A 13,840-nucleotide genomic window follows, 5' to 3' on the forward strand; every position below is an offset into this window, starting at 1 on the left:
ATATGAAAATAGCTGTTGCGGCTACTGGAGAAAATTTAGATTCCGGTGCCAGTCCCGTATTTGGCAGGTGCCCGTATTTTATCCTAGCCGACGTGAATGATGAAATTCAGGAAGTTAAGGTCTTAAACAATCCGGCTATGACTGCTGGTGGAGGTGCGGGAATTCAGGCGGCTCAATTACTGGCCGAAGAGAAGACCAAGGTAGTGATTTCTGGGGCGGTAGGTCCCAACGCCTTTGAAGTGTTAAGACGCTTTAACATAAAAGTTTACGAAATCCAACCCGGTACTGTAGAAGAAAACTTAAAACTCTATAAGAAGGGGGAACTGGAGGAAATTACGGTACCAGGCCCAGAAAATAGGGGTCGTGATGGCGCTGGAATGGGTGCGGGAATGGGTGCCGGACGAGGTGGTGGTCGAGGCGGCCGCGGTGGTGGCCGACGATTCTGATAGTTGAGGATGCAAATGAGAATAGCCGTTACCGGAGGAAAGGGAGGAACCGGAAAATCAACAGTTGCCACATCTGTAGCCTATGAAATGGCCAAACATGTTAAGACCCTTCTGGTGGATTGTGATGTGGAGTGTCCCGATGACCATTTGCTGCTTTCCATCAGCAGGCAGAAGGTGATGGATGTTGAAACCTTACTCCCTTCCTTTGACCAGGAAACCTGCCAGAAGTGTGGTACCTGCTCCAGAGTATGCCGACAGAATGCCATCGTATTCGTGACCGGTGAATATCCTTTTTTGATACCGGAACAATGCAATGGGTGTGGAGCATGTATACTGGCCTGCCCTGCAGGGTCAATAACCGAGGACAGCCAGGTAATTGGAACAATATACCAGGGCAAAATTGAAACTCGGGAAGGAAGTACAGAAACGGAAATTGCAGAAAATTTTTTGCTGATTTCTGGGGAGGTAGAGGTGGGTTGTGAGGCCAGCACCCTGGTGGTGAATGCCACTCGCAAATATGCTTCTCAATTGGAAGAAGATTACCCAATAACGGTTATAGACACCGCTGCTGGGACTCATTGTAATGTAATAGCTGCTTTAATGGATACAAATCTGGTATTGGCTGTCTCTGAGCCAACACCCCTTGGAAAACATGATTTGGGCCTCATCCTTGAATTACTGGAAAAAATCGGACTGGAAGCTAAAATTATTATAAACCGGGCGGATCTGGGAAAACTTGACCTTATAAAAGTCCTTGCTGGTGAGATGGGATTGGAAGTTGTGTTGGAAATCCCTTACCAGAAACGAATACTGGAAAATTATTCTAGAGGTGTCCCTGCCCTTGGTGACTTGGTTTCTCAATTTGTTGTTGACATGGTTGAAGAAACTCGGCTGGAACAATCTTCTGCGGAGGAAAATCAATGAAAACCATTACCATTCTTTCCGGTAAGGGTGGGGTGGGTAAGAGTACCTTAACCTCTTCCCTGGCAGTTCTTCTGGGGAAAGAAAATAAAATCGTGGCTGTCGATTGTGATGTGGATGCCCCTAATCTCGGACTAGTTTTAGGATTAGAAGAGGGTGATTTCCAGTCCTGGGAGTCGATAAAGGCCACTGAAAAGGCACAAGTGGAAAAAAATAAATGTAAATCCCGTAAAGCCTGTTTAAGTGCTTGTAAATTTGGGGCCATTAACTGGCTTAATGAAGAAAATATGCCACATATCAATGATTTTCTGTGTGTTGGTTGCGGGGCCTGTGTGGTGGCCTGTCCGGAATGTGCTATAGAATTCAAACCAGTAGAAAATGCAAAAATAGGGATTGGAGAAACTGATTATGGATTCCCAGTTGTATCTGGTCAGTTGAAGATTGGTGAATCTGGTTCGGGACGAGTGGTGGACGCTGTTAAAAATAGGGCCTACCAGTTGGCTGAAGATCTTCAGGCTGAATATTTAATAGTAGACTCGGCGGCAGGCATAGGTTGTCCAGTTGTAGCCTCGGTTCGGGGAAGTGATTATGTGATTATGGTTACTGAACCCACACCCGTGGCTTTCGCCGATTTTCAAAGGGCCCTGGAGATGGTGAGGTTCTTTGGTATTCCCCATGGAATGGTAATCAACCGCTGGGATATTAACGAAAAATTCGCCAAAAAAATTGAAAACTACTCTAGAGCTGAAAAAATTCCCCTATTGGGTGAGATTCCCTATGACAAGAGATTTGTAGAAGCTTTAATAAATCTTAAACCGGCAGTAGTTTACGAAAAGGATTTTGAAGAAATTTTCAAAGAAATACTTAGCTTTTTGCCAATGCTGGGGTGATAGAAACCAATTGTCATAGATGGTTCTACCTTTTCTAATATTCCCAAATTTTCAGTGATTTCATTCATAATAATTCAAGGGGATCTCCATGGATTTAAAAGCTCAGGCCAATCTAAAAAGAGGAGAAAACGTTGCAAAGTATTCTAGCCTGGCTAATATTTTCCTAGCTTCCTTAAAAGGTATAGTTGGTGTTTTATCTGGCAGTATAGCTTTAATAGCCGACGCAGTCAATTCTTTTTCAGACATATTCGCTTCTCTAGCAGTCTACATTGGGCTCCGTTTTTCTCAACGAAAGCCCGACCAAAAGTTTCCGTATGGCTACTACAAATTAGAAACATTCTCTTCGCTTATAGTGGCTCTAATCATTATTTTTTCGGGGATTGAGATTGCCATCGAATCCTTCAACAGTTTCTTAAATCCAGAACCAATCGGAATACCCCTGATCAGTTTGTCAGTGGCAGCCATTTCCGCCATGGTAAACCTGATGTTCTCCCGGTATAAGGAAAAAGTAGGGAGGGAAATTAAATCACAAGCCCTGATAAGTGATGGAAAACATAGTTTAATCGATGTATTATCTTCATTAATCGTTTTTACAGGTATATTTTTGGCATATTTAGGTTATACTTCTATTCAGGGTGTTGCTGGGGTTTTTGTTGCCGTTCTCATCATTTATATGGGTCTGAAACTGGGAAAGGACGCCGTTCTGGTTCTGTTGGATGTGGGTATGGACCCTGAAAAAATCCAAACAGTCCATTCACTAGTAAAATCAATACCAGGAGTAGAGGGAATTCATGATATGAAAGTTCGAAGATCAGGGCCCTTCGTATTTGCAGAACTTCATCTGGAGACCAAAAAAGAGCTTCCCGTGGAGAAAGCTTATGAACTCTCCGAAAAGGTGAAGGTCAAGGTAAAAGAGGTTATAACCGAGTTGGACACCCTTACCGTACAGATAGAACCAGCAAAAAAGGATATGGTGCGTTTTGCAATCCCCCTAGAAAATAATGATGGCTTGCTGTCAACAGTATCTAATCACTTCGGTAAAGCATCTTATTTTTTAATAGCGGATGTTTTTAAAGGGAATTTAAAAAGTTTTAAAATAAAGGTTAATCCTGGAAGAAATCTGAAAAGAAAGAAAGGCATTAAATCCGCTGAATTTCTGGCCAACGAATCTGTGGATGTGCTCATCGCTGGTGAAGATGTGGGTGAAGGGCCCAGTTACGTGTTAATGGAAGAATTGATTCAAAAGGTGGATGTTGAAGGCGATAATTTAGAAGATATTTTGAACAACGCCTATAACATGGTTCGATGATCCCGTTCATTGCCCGTAATGATCCCAGTCCTTCCTGTATAATGTTTCCAATTATCCGCCCATAAGCATCGGCGTCACAGCCTTAATATGTTTTCCCTGGGATTTTACTTCATCTAAAAGTGCTTTGAATAACTCTGCGGTCATGGGTTGGGGTAAACTTCGATATACGTATGATTCCAGCATAAATTCCAGGGCCCTCTCTTCCGCCAGGCTTAGCCCGTACTTTTTGTATTTTTCTCCGGGAATGAAAAGTGGGTTTTCATTAAAAGGGATTTCGACTATCTTATTCCCCAGGTCAGTGCCGGGTAAGGGCTCCGCGATACTTATGAAGTAATCGTCCAACATTAATTCGTCAGCAAAATCCAGAGTGGCCTGGAAGTCTTCATCATCTTCACCTGGATAGGCCACGATAAATGAACCGGCAATTTTAAGACCATACCTCCGGGCAGACTCCACGGCATTTCGAACTTCATCCAGATTTATTCCCTTCTTCATTTTCTTTAAAACATTTTCACTTCCGGATTCTATGCCAAAGTACACCCATTTATTCGTATATAGATTGATGGACTCTAAAATTTCATCATTGATCAAATCTACCCGTACATCAGGGACGGTAAGGTTAGATGAACCAGTTAAATTTGATATTTCCCTGAGAAGATTGCTGAAGGCTTGTTCATCAACCTGGTTGAACTTGGGGCTGCCGTACAAAGAACCGGTACCTCCACTGATAGCAATTCTACGGGCCCCCTTTTCCATAAATTCCTTTACTTCGTTAATTATATCATCTGCAGGCCGACTTCTCACTTTTCTACCAAAAAAGCAGGGGACCTGGCAGAAACCACAGTTACCAGGACATCCCCGATGTGTTTCAATGTAAACGTTAGCACCTCTGATACTTTCCGAACTAATATTTTCAGGTATTAGGGGGATTGGCCTTTTTAGGGATGATTTTGTTCCTTTAACAACTTTTGGGTTGTTATTTACCATTTCTAAATCAGGGTCAAGGGTCAACTGTGGGGTTGAATCTTTCTTGGGAGACAGTTCTAGCTCTTTTAATATTTTTAATACCGTAACTTCTCCCTCTCCCTTGAGTATCAGATCTACGGGGAGTTGTTCCAGGGCCAACTCTGGGACCTGGGTGACCGGGCCTCCCAGAATTTTATAACCCGGTAGGTTGAGGATTTGGTCCCGGTATTTCAATAGGTGAATGGTTGATTGGAGGCTTATAAAAATTACATCTGCTTTAGGAATATTCTGAAAGCCTTTTTGGAGGGTGACTGAGTATCCTGCATCTTTCAGAACCCCACCAATCACCATGCTGCCATAGGTGTAATATTCCGGGGTTAAAATCGTTATTTTAAAATCATTCCTCATCTGAAAACCCGTAATCTCCATTTATGTTATGCAAACTTGTCATTGTACTGATGGTTGGCCTATCATAGGCCTAAATCCTATTTTTTCCGGACCCCAAAGAAGTTTATGGCTTCAATCAAGTCTTCAAATGCCATTAACTCTTTTTTAAGCACGTCTTCTTTACTGAGGGTACCACTCATTTCTCCATCAACAGTAAGTTTGTCTGGGCCGCGAACCACAAGTCTTTCAACTCCGTCCTGACTCAATATCTCGGTTGCCTTTTTGTCATGGACAAAGGCTCTCCCGGGGATGATTACAGTTTCTTTCAGGTCTTTCAGGTCCAAATCTTCCAACTCTTCATGGGTTATGAGGCAGCCAATATCCTGGTCCGCAGCCACCACGTTCACCAGATCAGACGCACCAATATTTTCCATAATTTTTTCGAGGAAAGGCTTGGCTACTTTACCGGTTAGTAAAGTGGCTTCAGATTTTATTTCTGAGAGAATATCCACATATTCTCTTTTTTTATCCAGAGATAAGGCGAATGGAGCGTCAGTTTCAGGATCACATAGGGGCGTCCCTGTTACTCTGAATTGGTAGTCCCGGTTTATTTCGCGCACCATGTCTTCAAACTCTTCTAGACTATGGGGGGTTAAACCATTGATAATTGGCTCATTGCCTAATATAAGCCCCTGGTTACGGAAATTAGCAAATCTCATAAGAATCAGTGCATTCGCTCCCCACTCTTCCAGGTCGTTACATGTTTTTAACAACTCTTCCCCATCGTTTACTCCGGGCACGATCACCGCTGCAGCATGAACTTCTGAGTTTTCACAGAATATTCTAAAAGCCTCTACCGATGCTTCAGGGGTGGGATCCTTCATCCAAGTCTTTCGGAGCAGGGGGTTGGTGGAAAAAATAGTGTAAGTTACCTCCTCCACTCCATGAGCAATGAGTTGCTCCGCCATCTGCGGATCATCTATCCCTTTCCCACTGGTATAACCCAGGTGAATGGGCATTCCCCATTGTGAAATTGCCGAGGTAAGTTCTAATAGATAGGGATAACAACTTAAATCGCCACCACCACTGATATTTATTTTCAGATCTCCCCCCCGGTAATTTCCCATCATCAGAGAATTTTGTAGGTTTCCTAAAACCAGGAATGGGGGTATAAACTCAGTTTTCGTCTCCCTAACACCTTCAGTACAATGTTCACAGCCCAATTTTCCTGGTGAACATTGTCTACATCCTAAAGGATCTAAGGTCTTCACTTTACGAAAATAACAGTATTTACAGAACCCTCGGCAGTTTTTACCGGGTATTCCGCCTATATCGGCAATTATCTGCATGCTATCTACTATGTCTTCATATATTATATAGGCTATTTTTTTGTTCTCCTTTTGTAAGGAAAGTTGAACGTATTGGGACAAAATTCTTCCGGTGGTCTACATATAAATCTTTCTACTTGAATCAAAAAGAAACTTTAATAATATACATGGGAGAAAATGAGGTTCGTATACCAAATTGTACCAAATAGGGTTTAAACCCGGGATAAGTAGCCTTTTTTCTACTTTTTCTGATATGGTACGAAGAATTGGTATACAAGAATCTGTAGGAGGGAAATAATGGCAAAGTTTGAAGATAAGGTCGACTTGTACGACGACAGAGGCAACCTTGTTGAAGAACAAGTACCTATAGAAGCCCTCAGTCCGTTAAAAAACCCTGCCATAAAAAGTATTGTGCAAGGTGTTAAAAGGACTGTAGCTGTAAACCTGGAAGGTACAGAGAACGCTTTAAAGACTGCAAAAGTCGGCGGACCAGCATGTAAAATACTGGGTCGAGAAATGGATCTGGACATCGTAGGCAACGCTGATGCTATTGCAGCCAAAGCCAAGGAAATGATCCAAGTAGATGAGGGTGACAACACCACTGTCGATCTACTAGCCGGCGGAAAAAGGGCTCTGGTGCAAATACCAGACGCAAGGTTCGAAGCAGCAGCTGAATACTCAGCCGCACCACTGGTAACTGCTTCAGCATTTATACAGGCCATAATTGATGTCTGCGACGTCAATATGTATGACGCCAACATGGTAAAAGCAGCCATCTTAGGACGATACCCACAATCCGTGGAGTATATGGGTGGAAACATCGCCACCATGCTGGACTTACCACAGAAACTGGAAGGCCCTGGATATGCTCTACGTAACATCATGGTAAACCACGTAGTAGCCGCAACCTTGAAAAACACCATGCAAACATCTGCTCTGTCCAGTATTCTGGAACAATCCGCTATGTTTGAAATGGGTGACGCAGTAGGTAAATTCGAAAGAATGCACCTTCTCGGACTGGCTTACCAAGGTATGAACGCAGATAACCTGGTATTCGACCTGGTTAAGGACAACGGTGCCGAAGGAACTGTAGGATCCGTTATCAACGACCTGGTGGACAGATCTGCTGCTGATGGAGTCGTAAGTGTAGAAAAAGAATTAAATGGATTCAAAGTCTACGGAACCGACGACTTAGCTAAATGGAACGCATACGCCGCTGCAGGATTAATTGCCGCGACCATGGTCAACCAAGGTGCTGCCCGTGCTGCCCAAGGTGTATCCTCAACCATTCTGTACTACAACGACATTCTTGAATTCGCAACTGGATTACCAAGCGTAGACTTCGGCCGAGCCGAAGGTGTAGCTGTAGGATTCTCTTTCTTCAGCCACTCTATCTATGGTGGTGGAGGTCCTGGTATATTCAACGGTAACCACATCGTGACCCGACACAGTAAAGGTTTCGCCATCCCATGTGTGGCTGCAGCCATGGCATTAGACGCCGGGACCCAGATGTTCTCACCTGAATCAACCTCCGGACTTATCAAAGAAGTGTACAGTCAAGTGGACGAATTCCGAGAACCACTAAAATATGTGGTGGAGGCCGCAGTAGACATAAAAGACCAAATCTAATCCAATTGGGGGCTAAGAGTTAAATGGACATCGAGATATTTCCACACCGATTATTAAACGCAGAAACCACTGAAAAGTTGCTAAACGAACTGGAAGTGATGGAAGGCGTTAAAAGGATGGTGGTACACGGACCAAGACTTCCACCTGTGAAGGAAGGAAGTTCAGATCGGACCATAACCATCCAAGGCGAGAAAGTACAATTACAGGTACAAACCGGTAGGATACTTCTTGAAATTGATGAAGAAGATACTATCAGTGATGTAAGAGCGATATGCGAAAATCACCTTCCCTTCGGTTTCAACGTTTACGTGGGAACCTTCATCAGGAAGGAGAAAACAGTTACCGACGATATTAAGTACGCTGGTCTTGACCAGATACCAGAAGAAATGATCGGGTTAACCGATCAGAACGCAAAACTCAGTGAAAGAACCACTGTAATCAAGAGGAAAGACTGAACATGATTGGCAAATGCACCCACGTTGTAGACTGCAGAGAAACCATGGGAATGGGTGAAGGAGGCGGAATAGCGCAGCGCGGTACTTTTGCCGAGTGTGGAAATGAGGTATTGGCTATAGCAATGTCTCCTGGAAGGAGACACATTACCAAGCCAGTCTGTGAAATCACGTTTGCCCTGCGGGAAGCTAACATTCTCACCAGCACGCTGGTACTTAACGCAGGAGCAGGAGTGCCTCAGGATGCACCCACAGCTGGATCTGGGAGCCTCATGGGCCTAACGGTCAAGGAGGAAGAACAGATCAAAAGGTTTAAAGTGGTAGTAGTGCACCTGGGAGGGGTAAAACACCATATCATATACAAGGCCCGCCTGATTCTCAGGCATGTTGACCGGCCCTGTGTGATTATCTGTGAATACCCGGTGGACTTTGAAGATTTCGCAAAAATTGGTGTCAAAACTAAGGCTGTTATGCCCGAAGAACCCAATACCAAAGGTGAAATTGTGGACATAATAAGCGGAGTTATTAGAGGAGAAACTTGTCCCCAAGAAAAATTGGATGAGATTATTAAAAAGGTGAGATTAGCATTAGGAGGTGCATGATATGGCACAATATTATCCTGGAACAACTAAGGTTGCTCAAAACCGAAGAAATTTTAGTGACCCTGACTACGAACTAGAAAAGCTCAGGGAAATCTCAGATGAGGATGTGGTGAACATCCTGGGACACCGGGCTCCCGGTGAAGAATACCCAAGCGTACACCCACCTCTGGAAGAGATGGATGAACCAGACGACGCCATTCGCGAAATGGTGGTGCCACTTGACGGTGCAAAAGCAGGAGACCGAGTACGATACATTCAGTTCACTGACTCCATGTACTTTGCCCCAGCTCAGCCATTCGTCAGGTCCAGATCATACCTGTGCAGGTTCCGTGGAGCCGACGCTGGTACCCTATCCGGAAGGCAAATTATAGAAACCAGAGAAAGAGACCTGGAAAAATACTCCAAGTACTTGCTGGAAACCGAATGGTTTGACCCAGCCAGAAGTGGTATCAGGGGTAAAACTGTACACGGTCACTCCCTCAGGTTAGATGAAGATGGTATGATGTTTGACATGCTGCGAAGGCTGGTCTTAAACAAAGACACCGGCAAAGTGGAAGCAGTCAAAAATCAGATCGGCGACGAGCTGGACGAACCCGTAGTAATGGGAGAACCACTGGATGAAGCTACCCTCAAAGAAAAGACCACTATCTACCGAAAAGATGGTGAAGCATACCGCGACGACAAGGACGCAGTTGAAATACTGCACCGAATACACGTGGTCCGATCCGAGGCTGGTTTCAGTCCTGAATAATCAGGAGGTGTATGATTATGGCCGATAAGATGTTTATAAGAGCATTGAAAGAAAAATTCGAAGAAGCTCCTGAGGAAACCAAGACCACCTTCTACAAATACGGTGGATGGCAACAGTCCGAGAGGAAGCGGGAATTCGTGGCCGCTGGTAAAGAAGTGGCTAAAAAACGTGGAATTCCTCAATACGACCCTGACGTGGGTACTCCACTGGGTCAAAGGGTCCTCATGCCTTACCAGGTTTCAACCACCGACACCTTCGTGGAAGGTGACGACCTTCACTTCGTCAACAACGCTGCTATGCAGCAATTCTGGGACGACATCCGAAGGACCGTTATTGTGGGATTAGACTCAGCCCACAACGTTATTGAGAAAAGGTTAGGTAAAGAAGTTACCCCTGAAACCATCACTCACTACCTGGAAACTGTGAACCACGCTATGCCTGGTGCTGCAGTTGTCCAAGAGCACATGGTGGAAACCCACCCAACTCTGGTGGCTGACAGTTACGTGAAAATCTTCACTGGTAACGACGAAATTGCAGACGAAATCGACTCTGCCTATGTCATCGACATCAACAAAATGTTCCCAGAACACCAAGCCGAAGTTTTAAAAGCTGAAGTTGGGGACAGCATGTGGCAAGCAGTACGTATACCAACCATAGTATCCCGTACCTGTGACGGTGGAACCACCTCACGATGGTCTGCTATGCAGATTGGTATGTCCATGATTTCTGCCTACAAACAAGCTGCCGGGGAAGCCGCAACTGGTGACTTCGCTTACGCAGCTAAACACGCAGCAGTTATCCACATGGGTACCTACCTACCTGTACGACGTGCTCGTGGGGAAAACGAACCTGGAGGTATTGCCTTCGGATTCTTAGCTGACATCTGTCAGTCCTCCCGTAAGTACTACGAAGACCCTGTCCGAGTATCTCTGGACGTGGTGGCTTCCGGTGCTATGTTATACGATCAGATCTGGCTAGGTTCCTACATGTCTGGTGGTGTTGGATTTACCCAGTACGCTACCGCTGCCTACACTGACAACATCCTCGACGACTACTGCTACTTCGGTAAAGAGTACGTAGAGGACAAGTTCGGAGTAGCCCAAGCACCTAACACCATGGATACCGTGCTGGACGTAGCATCCGAAGTAACCTTCTACGGCCTGGAACAGTACGAAGAATACCCTGCACTCTTAGAAGACCAGTTCGGTGGATCTCAGAGGGCAGCTATCTGTGCAGCAGCATCCGGTTGTTCCACTGGTTACGCCACTGGAAACGCTCAGACTGCTCTTAGTGGATGGTACCTGTCAATGTACCTGCACAAAGAACAGCACTCCAGGCTCGGATTCTATGGATACGACCTGCAGGACCAGTGTGGTGCATCCAACGTATTCTCCATCCGTGGAGACGAAGGATTACCACTGGAACTGAGAGGAGCCAACTACCCCAACTACGCCATGAACGTGGGTCACCAAGGGGAATACGCCGGTATCTCTCAGGCTGCACACGCCGCCCGTGGAGACGCATTTGTACTTAACCCACTGGTTAAAATTGCCTTTGCCGACGACAACCTGACCTTCGACTTCTCCGAAGTAAGGGCCAACTTTGCCAAAGGTGCTCTACGAGAATTCGAACCAGACGGTGAAAGAGCTTTAATTAGCCCAGCAAAATAGGTGTTACGCAAACACCTATTTTTTTTATTTATTTAAAAAATTAAGAGGAGGAATTATATGGAGGCTATGATAGCAGGATTAGGTGTTGTTGCTCTTATGGGTGCAGCTGCTACCATTGCTGGTGCTGCAGAGGATCTGGAATCCGACGTTGGTTCACAGAGTAACCCCAACTCTCAGGTACAACTGGCACCCCAGATGGGTAACTTACACAGAATGTTCAACAAGGCTGTCTCAGGCGAACCCGTCTCCATGGGTACATGGGCCGGTATAGCTGGTGGCGTAGCTTTTGTTCTATTAAATTCACTCAGCCTACCTGTCATATTGTCTATTGCATCAGGAGCAGCCATAGCAGCTTTGGTTCATGCCACTTTCGCTACTTCATCCCATTTGGGAAGGATAGTGAGTCAATCTCAATTTAATCAACCACTGTTCCTGGATGTTGTTACCCAGCACTTAGGACCAATTGCTGGCCACGGATTTATTACAACGTTCTGTATAGTAGGATTATCATACCTGATGACTTTACAAATACCAGGTTTCGCTCACCCCTTCGCATTGCCATTTTTAGCAGTTTTATGGGGTATAACCATCGGAGCCATTGGTTCATCAACTGGAGACGTTCACTACGGTGCTGAAAGGGAATACCAGCAGTACCCATTCGGTGGAGGTATTCCTGTAGCTATTCACGGTGACATCACCCGGCAATCAGAGTTAGGTCCCAGAAACTCAATAGATGTTGTATACTTCTGTGCCAAATTTGGAGGACCAGTAACTGGTTTCGCTTTTGGACTGATAGTATTCCTTAGCTTCTGGGTCACCCTGGTCTTTGGATTAGCTGGTGGAGTAGTCGCATCTTTCGTGATAGTCTTACTACTGATCTACATCAACAACCGAATCGAAGTATTTGCCAGAAACAAATACGGACCATATAAGGAGTAAGGAGGTTTTATGATGGACCCATTATTAATGATCGCTGCTGTAACTGTTGGCGGGGCCCTTATTGGTGGAGGTGTACACTTCATACCAGTGGGTGGTGCTCCAGCAGCTATAGCAACAGCTACTGGTGTGGGAACTGGTACTGCCATGCTGGCTGCTGGTAGTGGTATGACTGGACTCATAACCGCTGCAGCCATGACTGGACAGCCACTCTGGCTCATATTAGCAGCCGGAGCCGGTGGTGCAGCTTTAATGATAGCCGTAACCATGCTGGTAGGTAACTGGGTATACGTTTACGGTGTGGGCTGTGTGCCTGTATCCGCAAAGGTAAATACCGACCCAATAACCAAATTACCGCAAGAGAAGTACGTAACTCCCGGTACAGAAGGACACGGTATTCCAACGGTGTGTTTCGTCAGTGGGGTAATTGGTGGAATATTAGGTGGACTAGGTGGAGGCCTGATTTACTGGGCGGTCTACGAATCACTGGTCACTTTACCAGCTTACATTCCGCTGATAAGTGGAAATACTTCTATTGCCGCAGCCATGGTCGCAGGAATATTCGCATTAGGTACTTTCTTTATTAACGCAGTAATTGCTTCCTACAACATTGGAGGTACCATTGAAGGATTCCACGACCCCAAATTCAAAAGAATCCCTAAAGGTGTTTTGGCATGTCTTATTGCATCCCTTGTTACGGGATTAATTGGAGTATTACTACTTAAAGGAGGTGTCTTCTAATGTCAGTTGCAGCAGGGGGAGGCGGCGAGTCCGCTATAGACCCAAAGCAAACTTTGGCCCTGGGAGTTGTAGGCGGAATTATTGGTATATATGCCACCCCTATTGACCCCGTGATAGGACCACTTCTGGCCGCATTAGGAGCTGTTTGTGCCATTATTTGGGGCGCAGACGCCATTGCGCGAGTTGCAAGCTATGGTTTAGGTACCGGTGTACCTTCCATTGGATACATGTCCCTGGCCATCGGTGCCATAGGTGTCATAGCCGGTTTAGCCGGTGGTATTTTCATCGGTGCGAGCTACGCTATATTAGCACCCTTGATTGGAGTACTGTTAGCCGTCATATTAGGCGGTGTAGTGGCTCTGCTTGGTACCAAAGTAATTGGAATGAAAATACCTGTCCTGGTTTCATGTACCATGGAACTTTCTGGTGCAGCTGCCATATCCGTCCTCGGATTCTCAGCCGCAATTGCCGGAAGTTACTTAATGCCAGCCATATTAGTCAGTGTAATTTCCACTGGAATTATTGGTGTGCTATTTATAATGAACACCATGGCCATACAGCACCCATTCAACGCCTGTTTAGGACCACAAGAAAACCGGGTTCGAACCCTTAAACTGGCCGCAGCCACTGGTTTCATGGCAATGGCCATTACCGGATTACTCGGTATCGGATCCTCCAAAGCATGGTGGGTAATAGCTGTTCTTGGTGCCATCGCTTGGTTCATATCCATGAACGCATTCATACAGGCATCAAGTGAAGAAGCTGCATCTGTCCAATGGTCTGGTATGTGGCCTAAAGAGGAGGAACACTAG

14 protein-coding genes are annotated in these 13,840 nt (G+C 45.4%); 12 read left to right on the forward strand and 2 right to left on the reverse strand.

Translation table 11 applies throughout. The features are described from left to right. Positions 1-2: 2 nt before the first annotated feature. From FGU46_RS06570 to FGU46_RS06585, 4 genes are all read left to right on the forward strand, one after another. Positions 3-446 carry a NifB/NifX family molybdenum-iron cluster-binding protein gene (locus FGU46_RS06570; protein ID WP_286473013.1) on the forward strand — a complete coding sequence of 148 codons (444 nt, stop codon included), beginning with the start codon at positions 3-5 and terminating at the stop codon, positions 444-446. 15 nt (positions 447-461) lie between these two features. After that, positions 462-1,370 (forward strand): ATP-binding protein, encoded by a 909-nt coding sequence (locus FGU46_RS06575; protein ID WP_286473016.1) that lies wholly within the window; start codon positions 462-464, stop codon positions 1,368-1,370. After that, on the forward strand, positions 1,367-2,257 hold the full coding sequence (locus tag FGU46_RS06580; protein ID WP_286473020.1) for an ATP-binding protein: 891 nt from the start codon (positions 1,367-1,369) through the stop codon (positions 2,255-2,257). The genes FGU46_RS06575 and FGU46_RS06580 overlap by 4 nt, the downstream gene beginning before the upstream one ends. Positions 2,258-2,345: 88 nt before the next feature. Next, positions 2,346-3,566: a cation diffusion facilitator family transporter gene (locus FGU46_RS06585; protein ID WP_286473022.1), complete on the forward strand. Its 1,221-nt coding sequence runs from the start codon at positions 2,346-2,348 to the stop codon at positions 3,564-3,566. Positions 3,567-3,617: 51 nt separating this feature from the next. Here FGU46_RS06585 and FGU46_RS06590 read toward each other — a convergent pair whose 3' ends face one another. Beyond that, the gene (locus tag FGU46_RS06590; RefSeq protein ID WP_286473034.1) at positions 3,618-4,961 is read right to left on the reverse strand and encodes a methyl-coenzyme M reductase glutamine C-methyltransferase; all 1,344 of its coding nucleotides are present in this window, start codon (positions 4,959-4,961) and stop codon (positions 3,618-3,620) included. 56 nt (positions 4,962-5,017) lie between these two features. Continuing rightward, positions 5,018-6,268: a methyl coenzyme M reductase-arginine methyltransferase Mmp10 gene (mmp10, locus tag FGU46_RS06595; RefSeq protein WP_286478299.1), complete on the reverse strand. Its 1,251-nt coding sequence runs from the start codon at positions 6,266-6,268 to the stop codon at positions 5,018-5,020. Positions 6,269-6,544: 276 nt separating this feature from the next. Here mmp10 and mcrB point away from each other — a divergent pair, with 276 nt between their 5' ends. Genes mcrB through mtrC form a run of 8 tightly spaced genes read left to right on the forward strand, consistent with a single transcriptional unit; the run spans position 6,545 to position 13,840 of the window. Next, entirely contained in the window at positions 6,545-7,876 is a 1,332-nt protein-coding gene (gene mcrB / locus FGU46_RS06600; RefSeq protein WP_286473037.1) for a coenzyme-B sulfoethylthiotransferase subunit beta, read from the forward strand. A 23-nt stretch (positions 7,877-7,899) separates the two neighbouring features. Next, positions 7,900-8,331, forward strand: a complete 432-nt coding sequence (gene mcrD, locus FGU46_RS06605) for a methyl-coenzyme M reductase operon protein D (RefSeq protein WP_286473042.1) — start codon at positions 7,900-7,902, stop codon at positions 8,329-8,331. A gap of 2 nt (positions 8,332-8,333) precedes the next feature. Continuing rightward, positions 8,334-8,930, forward strand: coding sequence for a methyl-coenzyme M reductase I operon protein C (gene mcrC / locus FGU46_RS06610; RefSeq protein WP_286473044.1), 597 nt, complete (start codon positions 8,334-8,336; stop codon positions 8,928-8,930). Position 8,931: 1 nt separating this feature from the next. Next, entirely contained in the window at positions 8,932-9,681 is a 750-nt protein-coding gene (mcrG, locus tag FGU46_RS06615) for a coenzyme-B sulfoethylthiotransferase subunit gamma (protein ID WP_286473046.1), read from the forward strand. Between the two features lie 17 nt (positions 9,682-9,698). Then, complete coding sequence (gene mcrA / locus FGU46_RS06620) at positions 9,699-11,351, forward strand: coenzyme-B sulfoethylthiotransferase subunit alpha (protein ID WP_286473051.1); 1,653 nt, start codon at positions 9,699-9,701, stop codon at positions 11,349-11,351. Between the two features lie 57 nt (positions 11,352-11,408). After that, entirely contained in the window at positions 11,409-12,290 is an 882-nt protein-coding gene (gene mtrE / locus FGU46_RS06625) for a tetrahydromethanopterin S-methyltransferase subunit E (RefSeq protein ID WP_286473053.1), read from the forward strand. A 12-nt stretch (positions 12,291-12,302) separates the two neighbouring features. Beyond that, positions 12,303-13,028 carry a tetrahydromethanopterin S-methyltransferase subunit D gene (gene mtrD, locus FGU46_RS06630; protein WP_286478305.1) on the forward strand — a complete coding sequence of 242 codons (726 nt, stop codon included), beginning with the start codon at positions 12,303-12,305 and terminating at the stop codon, positions 13,026-13,028. Next, positions 13,028-13,840: a tetrahydromethanopterin S-methyltransferase subunit MtrC gene (mtrC, locus tag FGU46_RS06635; protein WP_286473055.1), complete on the forward strand. Its 813-nt coding sequence runs from the start codon at positions 13,028-13,030 to the stop codon at positions 13,838-13,840. Before mtrD ends, mtrC begins: the two co-directional genes overlap by 1 nt.

It is taken from the genome of Methanobacterium sp. CWC-01 (assembly GCF_030323845.1).
Lineage (GTDB): Archaea > Methanobacteriota > Methanobacteria > Methanobacteriales > Methanobacteriaceae > Methanobacterium > Methanobacterium aridiramus.

What these genes read in the sequence shown, in the direction of transcription:
- mcrA (WP_286473051.1), top strand. Translation starts at nt 9,699, where the DNA reads ATGGCCGATAAGATGTTTATAAGAGCATTGAAAGAAAAATTCGAAGAA.
- mcrB (WP_286473037.1), top strand. Translation starts at nt 6,545, where the DNA reads ATGGCAAAGTTTGAAGATAAGGTCGACTTGTACGACGACAGAGGCAAC.
- mcrC (WP_286473044.1), top strand. Translation starts at nt 8,334, where the DNA reads ATGATTGGCAAATGCACCCACGTTGTAGACTGCAGAGAAACCATGGGA.
- mcrG (WP_286473046.1), top strand. Translation starts at nt 8,932, where the DNA reads ATGGCACAATATTATCCTGGAACAACTAAGGTTGCTCAAAACCGAAGA.
- FGU46_RS06575 (WP_286473016.1), top strand. Translation starts at nt 462, where the DNA reads ATGAGAATAGCCGTTACCGGAGGAAAGGGAGGAACCGGAAAATCAACA.
- mtrD (WP_286478305.1), top strand. Translation starts at nt 12,303, where the DNA reads ATGGACCCATTATTAATGATCGCTGCTGTAACTGTTGGCGGGGCCCTT.
- mcrD (WP_286473042.1), top strand. Translation starts at nt 7,900, where the DNA reads ATGGACATCGAGATATTTCCACACCGATTATTAAACGCAGAAACCACT.
- mtrC (WP_286473055.1), top strand. Translation starts at nt 13,028, where the DNA reads ATGTCAGTTGCAGCAGGGGGAGGCGGCGAGTCCGCTATAGACCCAAAG.
- FGU46_RS06585 (WP_286473022.1), top strand. Translation starts at nt 2,346, where the DNA reads ATGGATTTAAAAGCTCAGGCCAATCTAAAAAGAGGAGAAAACGTTGCA.
- mtrE (WP_286473053.1), top strand. Translation starts at nt 11,409, where the DNA reads ATGGAGGCTATGATAGCAGGATTAGGTGTTGTTGCTCTTATGGGTGCA.
- FGU46_RS06590 (WP_286473034.1), bottom strand. Translation starts at nt 4,961, where the DNA reads ATGGAGATTACGGGTTTTCAGATGAGGAATGATTTTAAAATAACGATT.
- mmp10 (WP_286478299.1), bottom strand. Translation starts at nt 6,268, where the DNA reads ATGCAGATAATTGCCGATATAGGCGGAATACCCGGTAAAAACTGCCGA.
- FGU46_RS06580 (WP_286473020.1), top strand. Translation starts at nt 1,367, where the DNA reads ATGAAAACCATTACCATTCTTTCCGGTAAGGGTGGGGTGGGTAAGAGT.
- FGU46_RS06570 (WP_286473013.1), top strand. Translation starts at nt 3, where the DNA reads ATGAAAATAGCTGTTGCGGCTACTGGAGAAAATTTAGATTCCGGTGCC.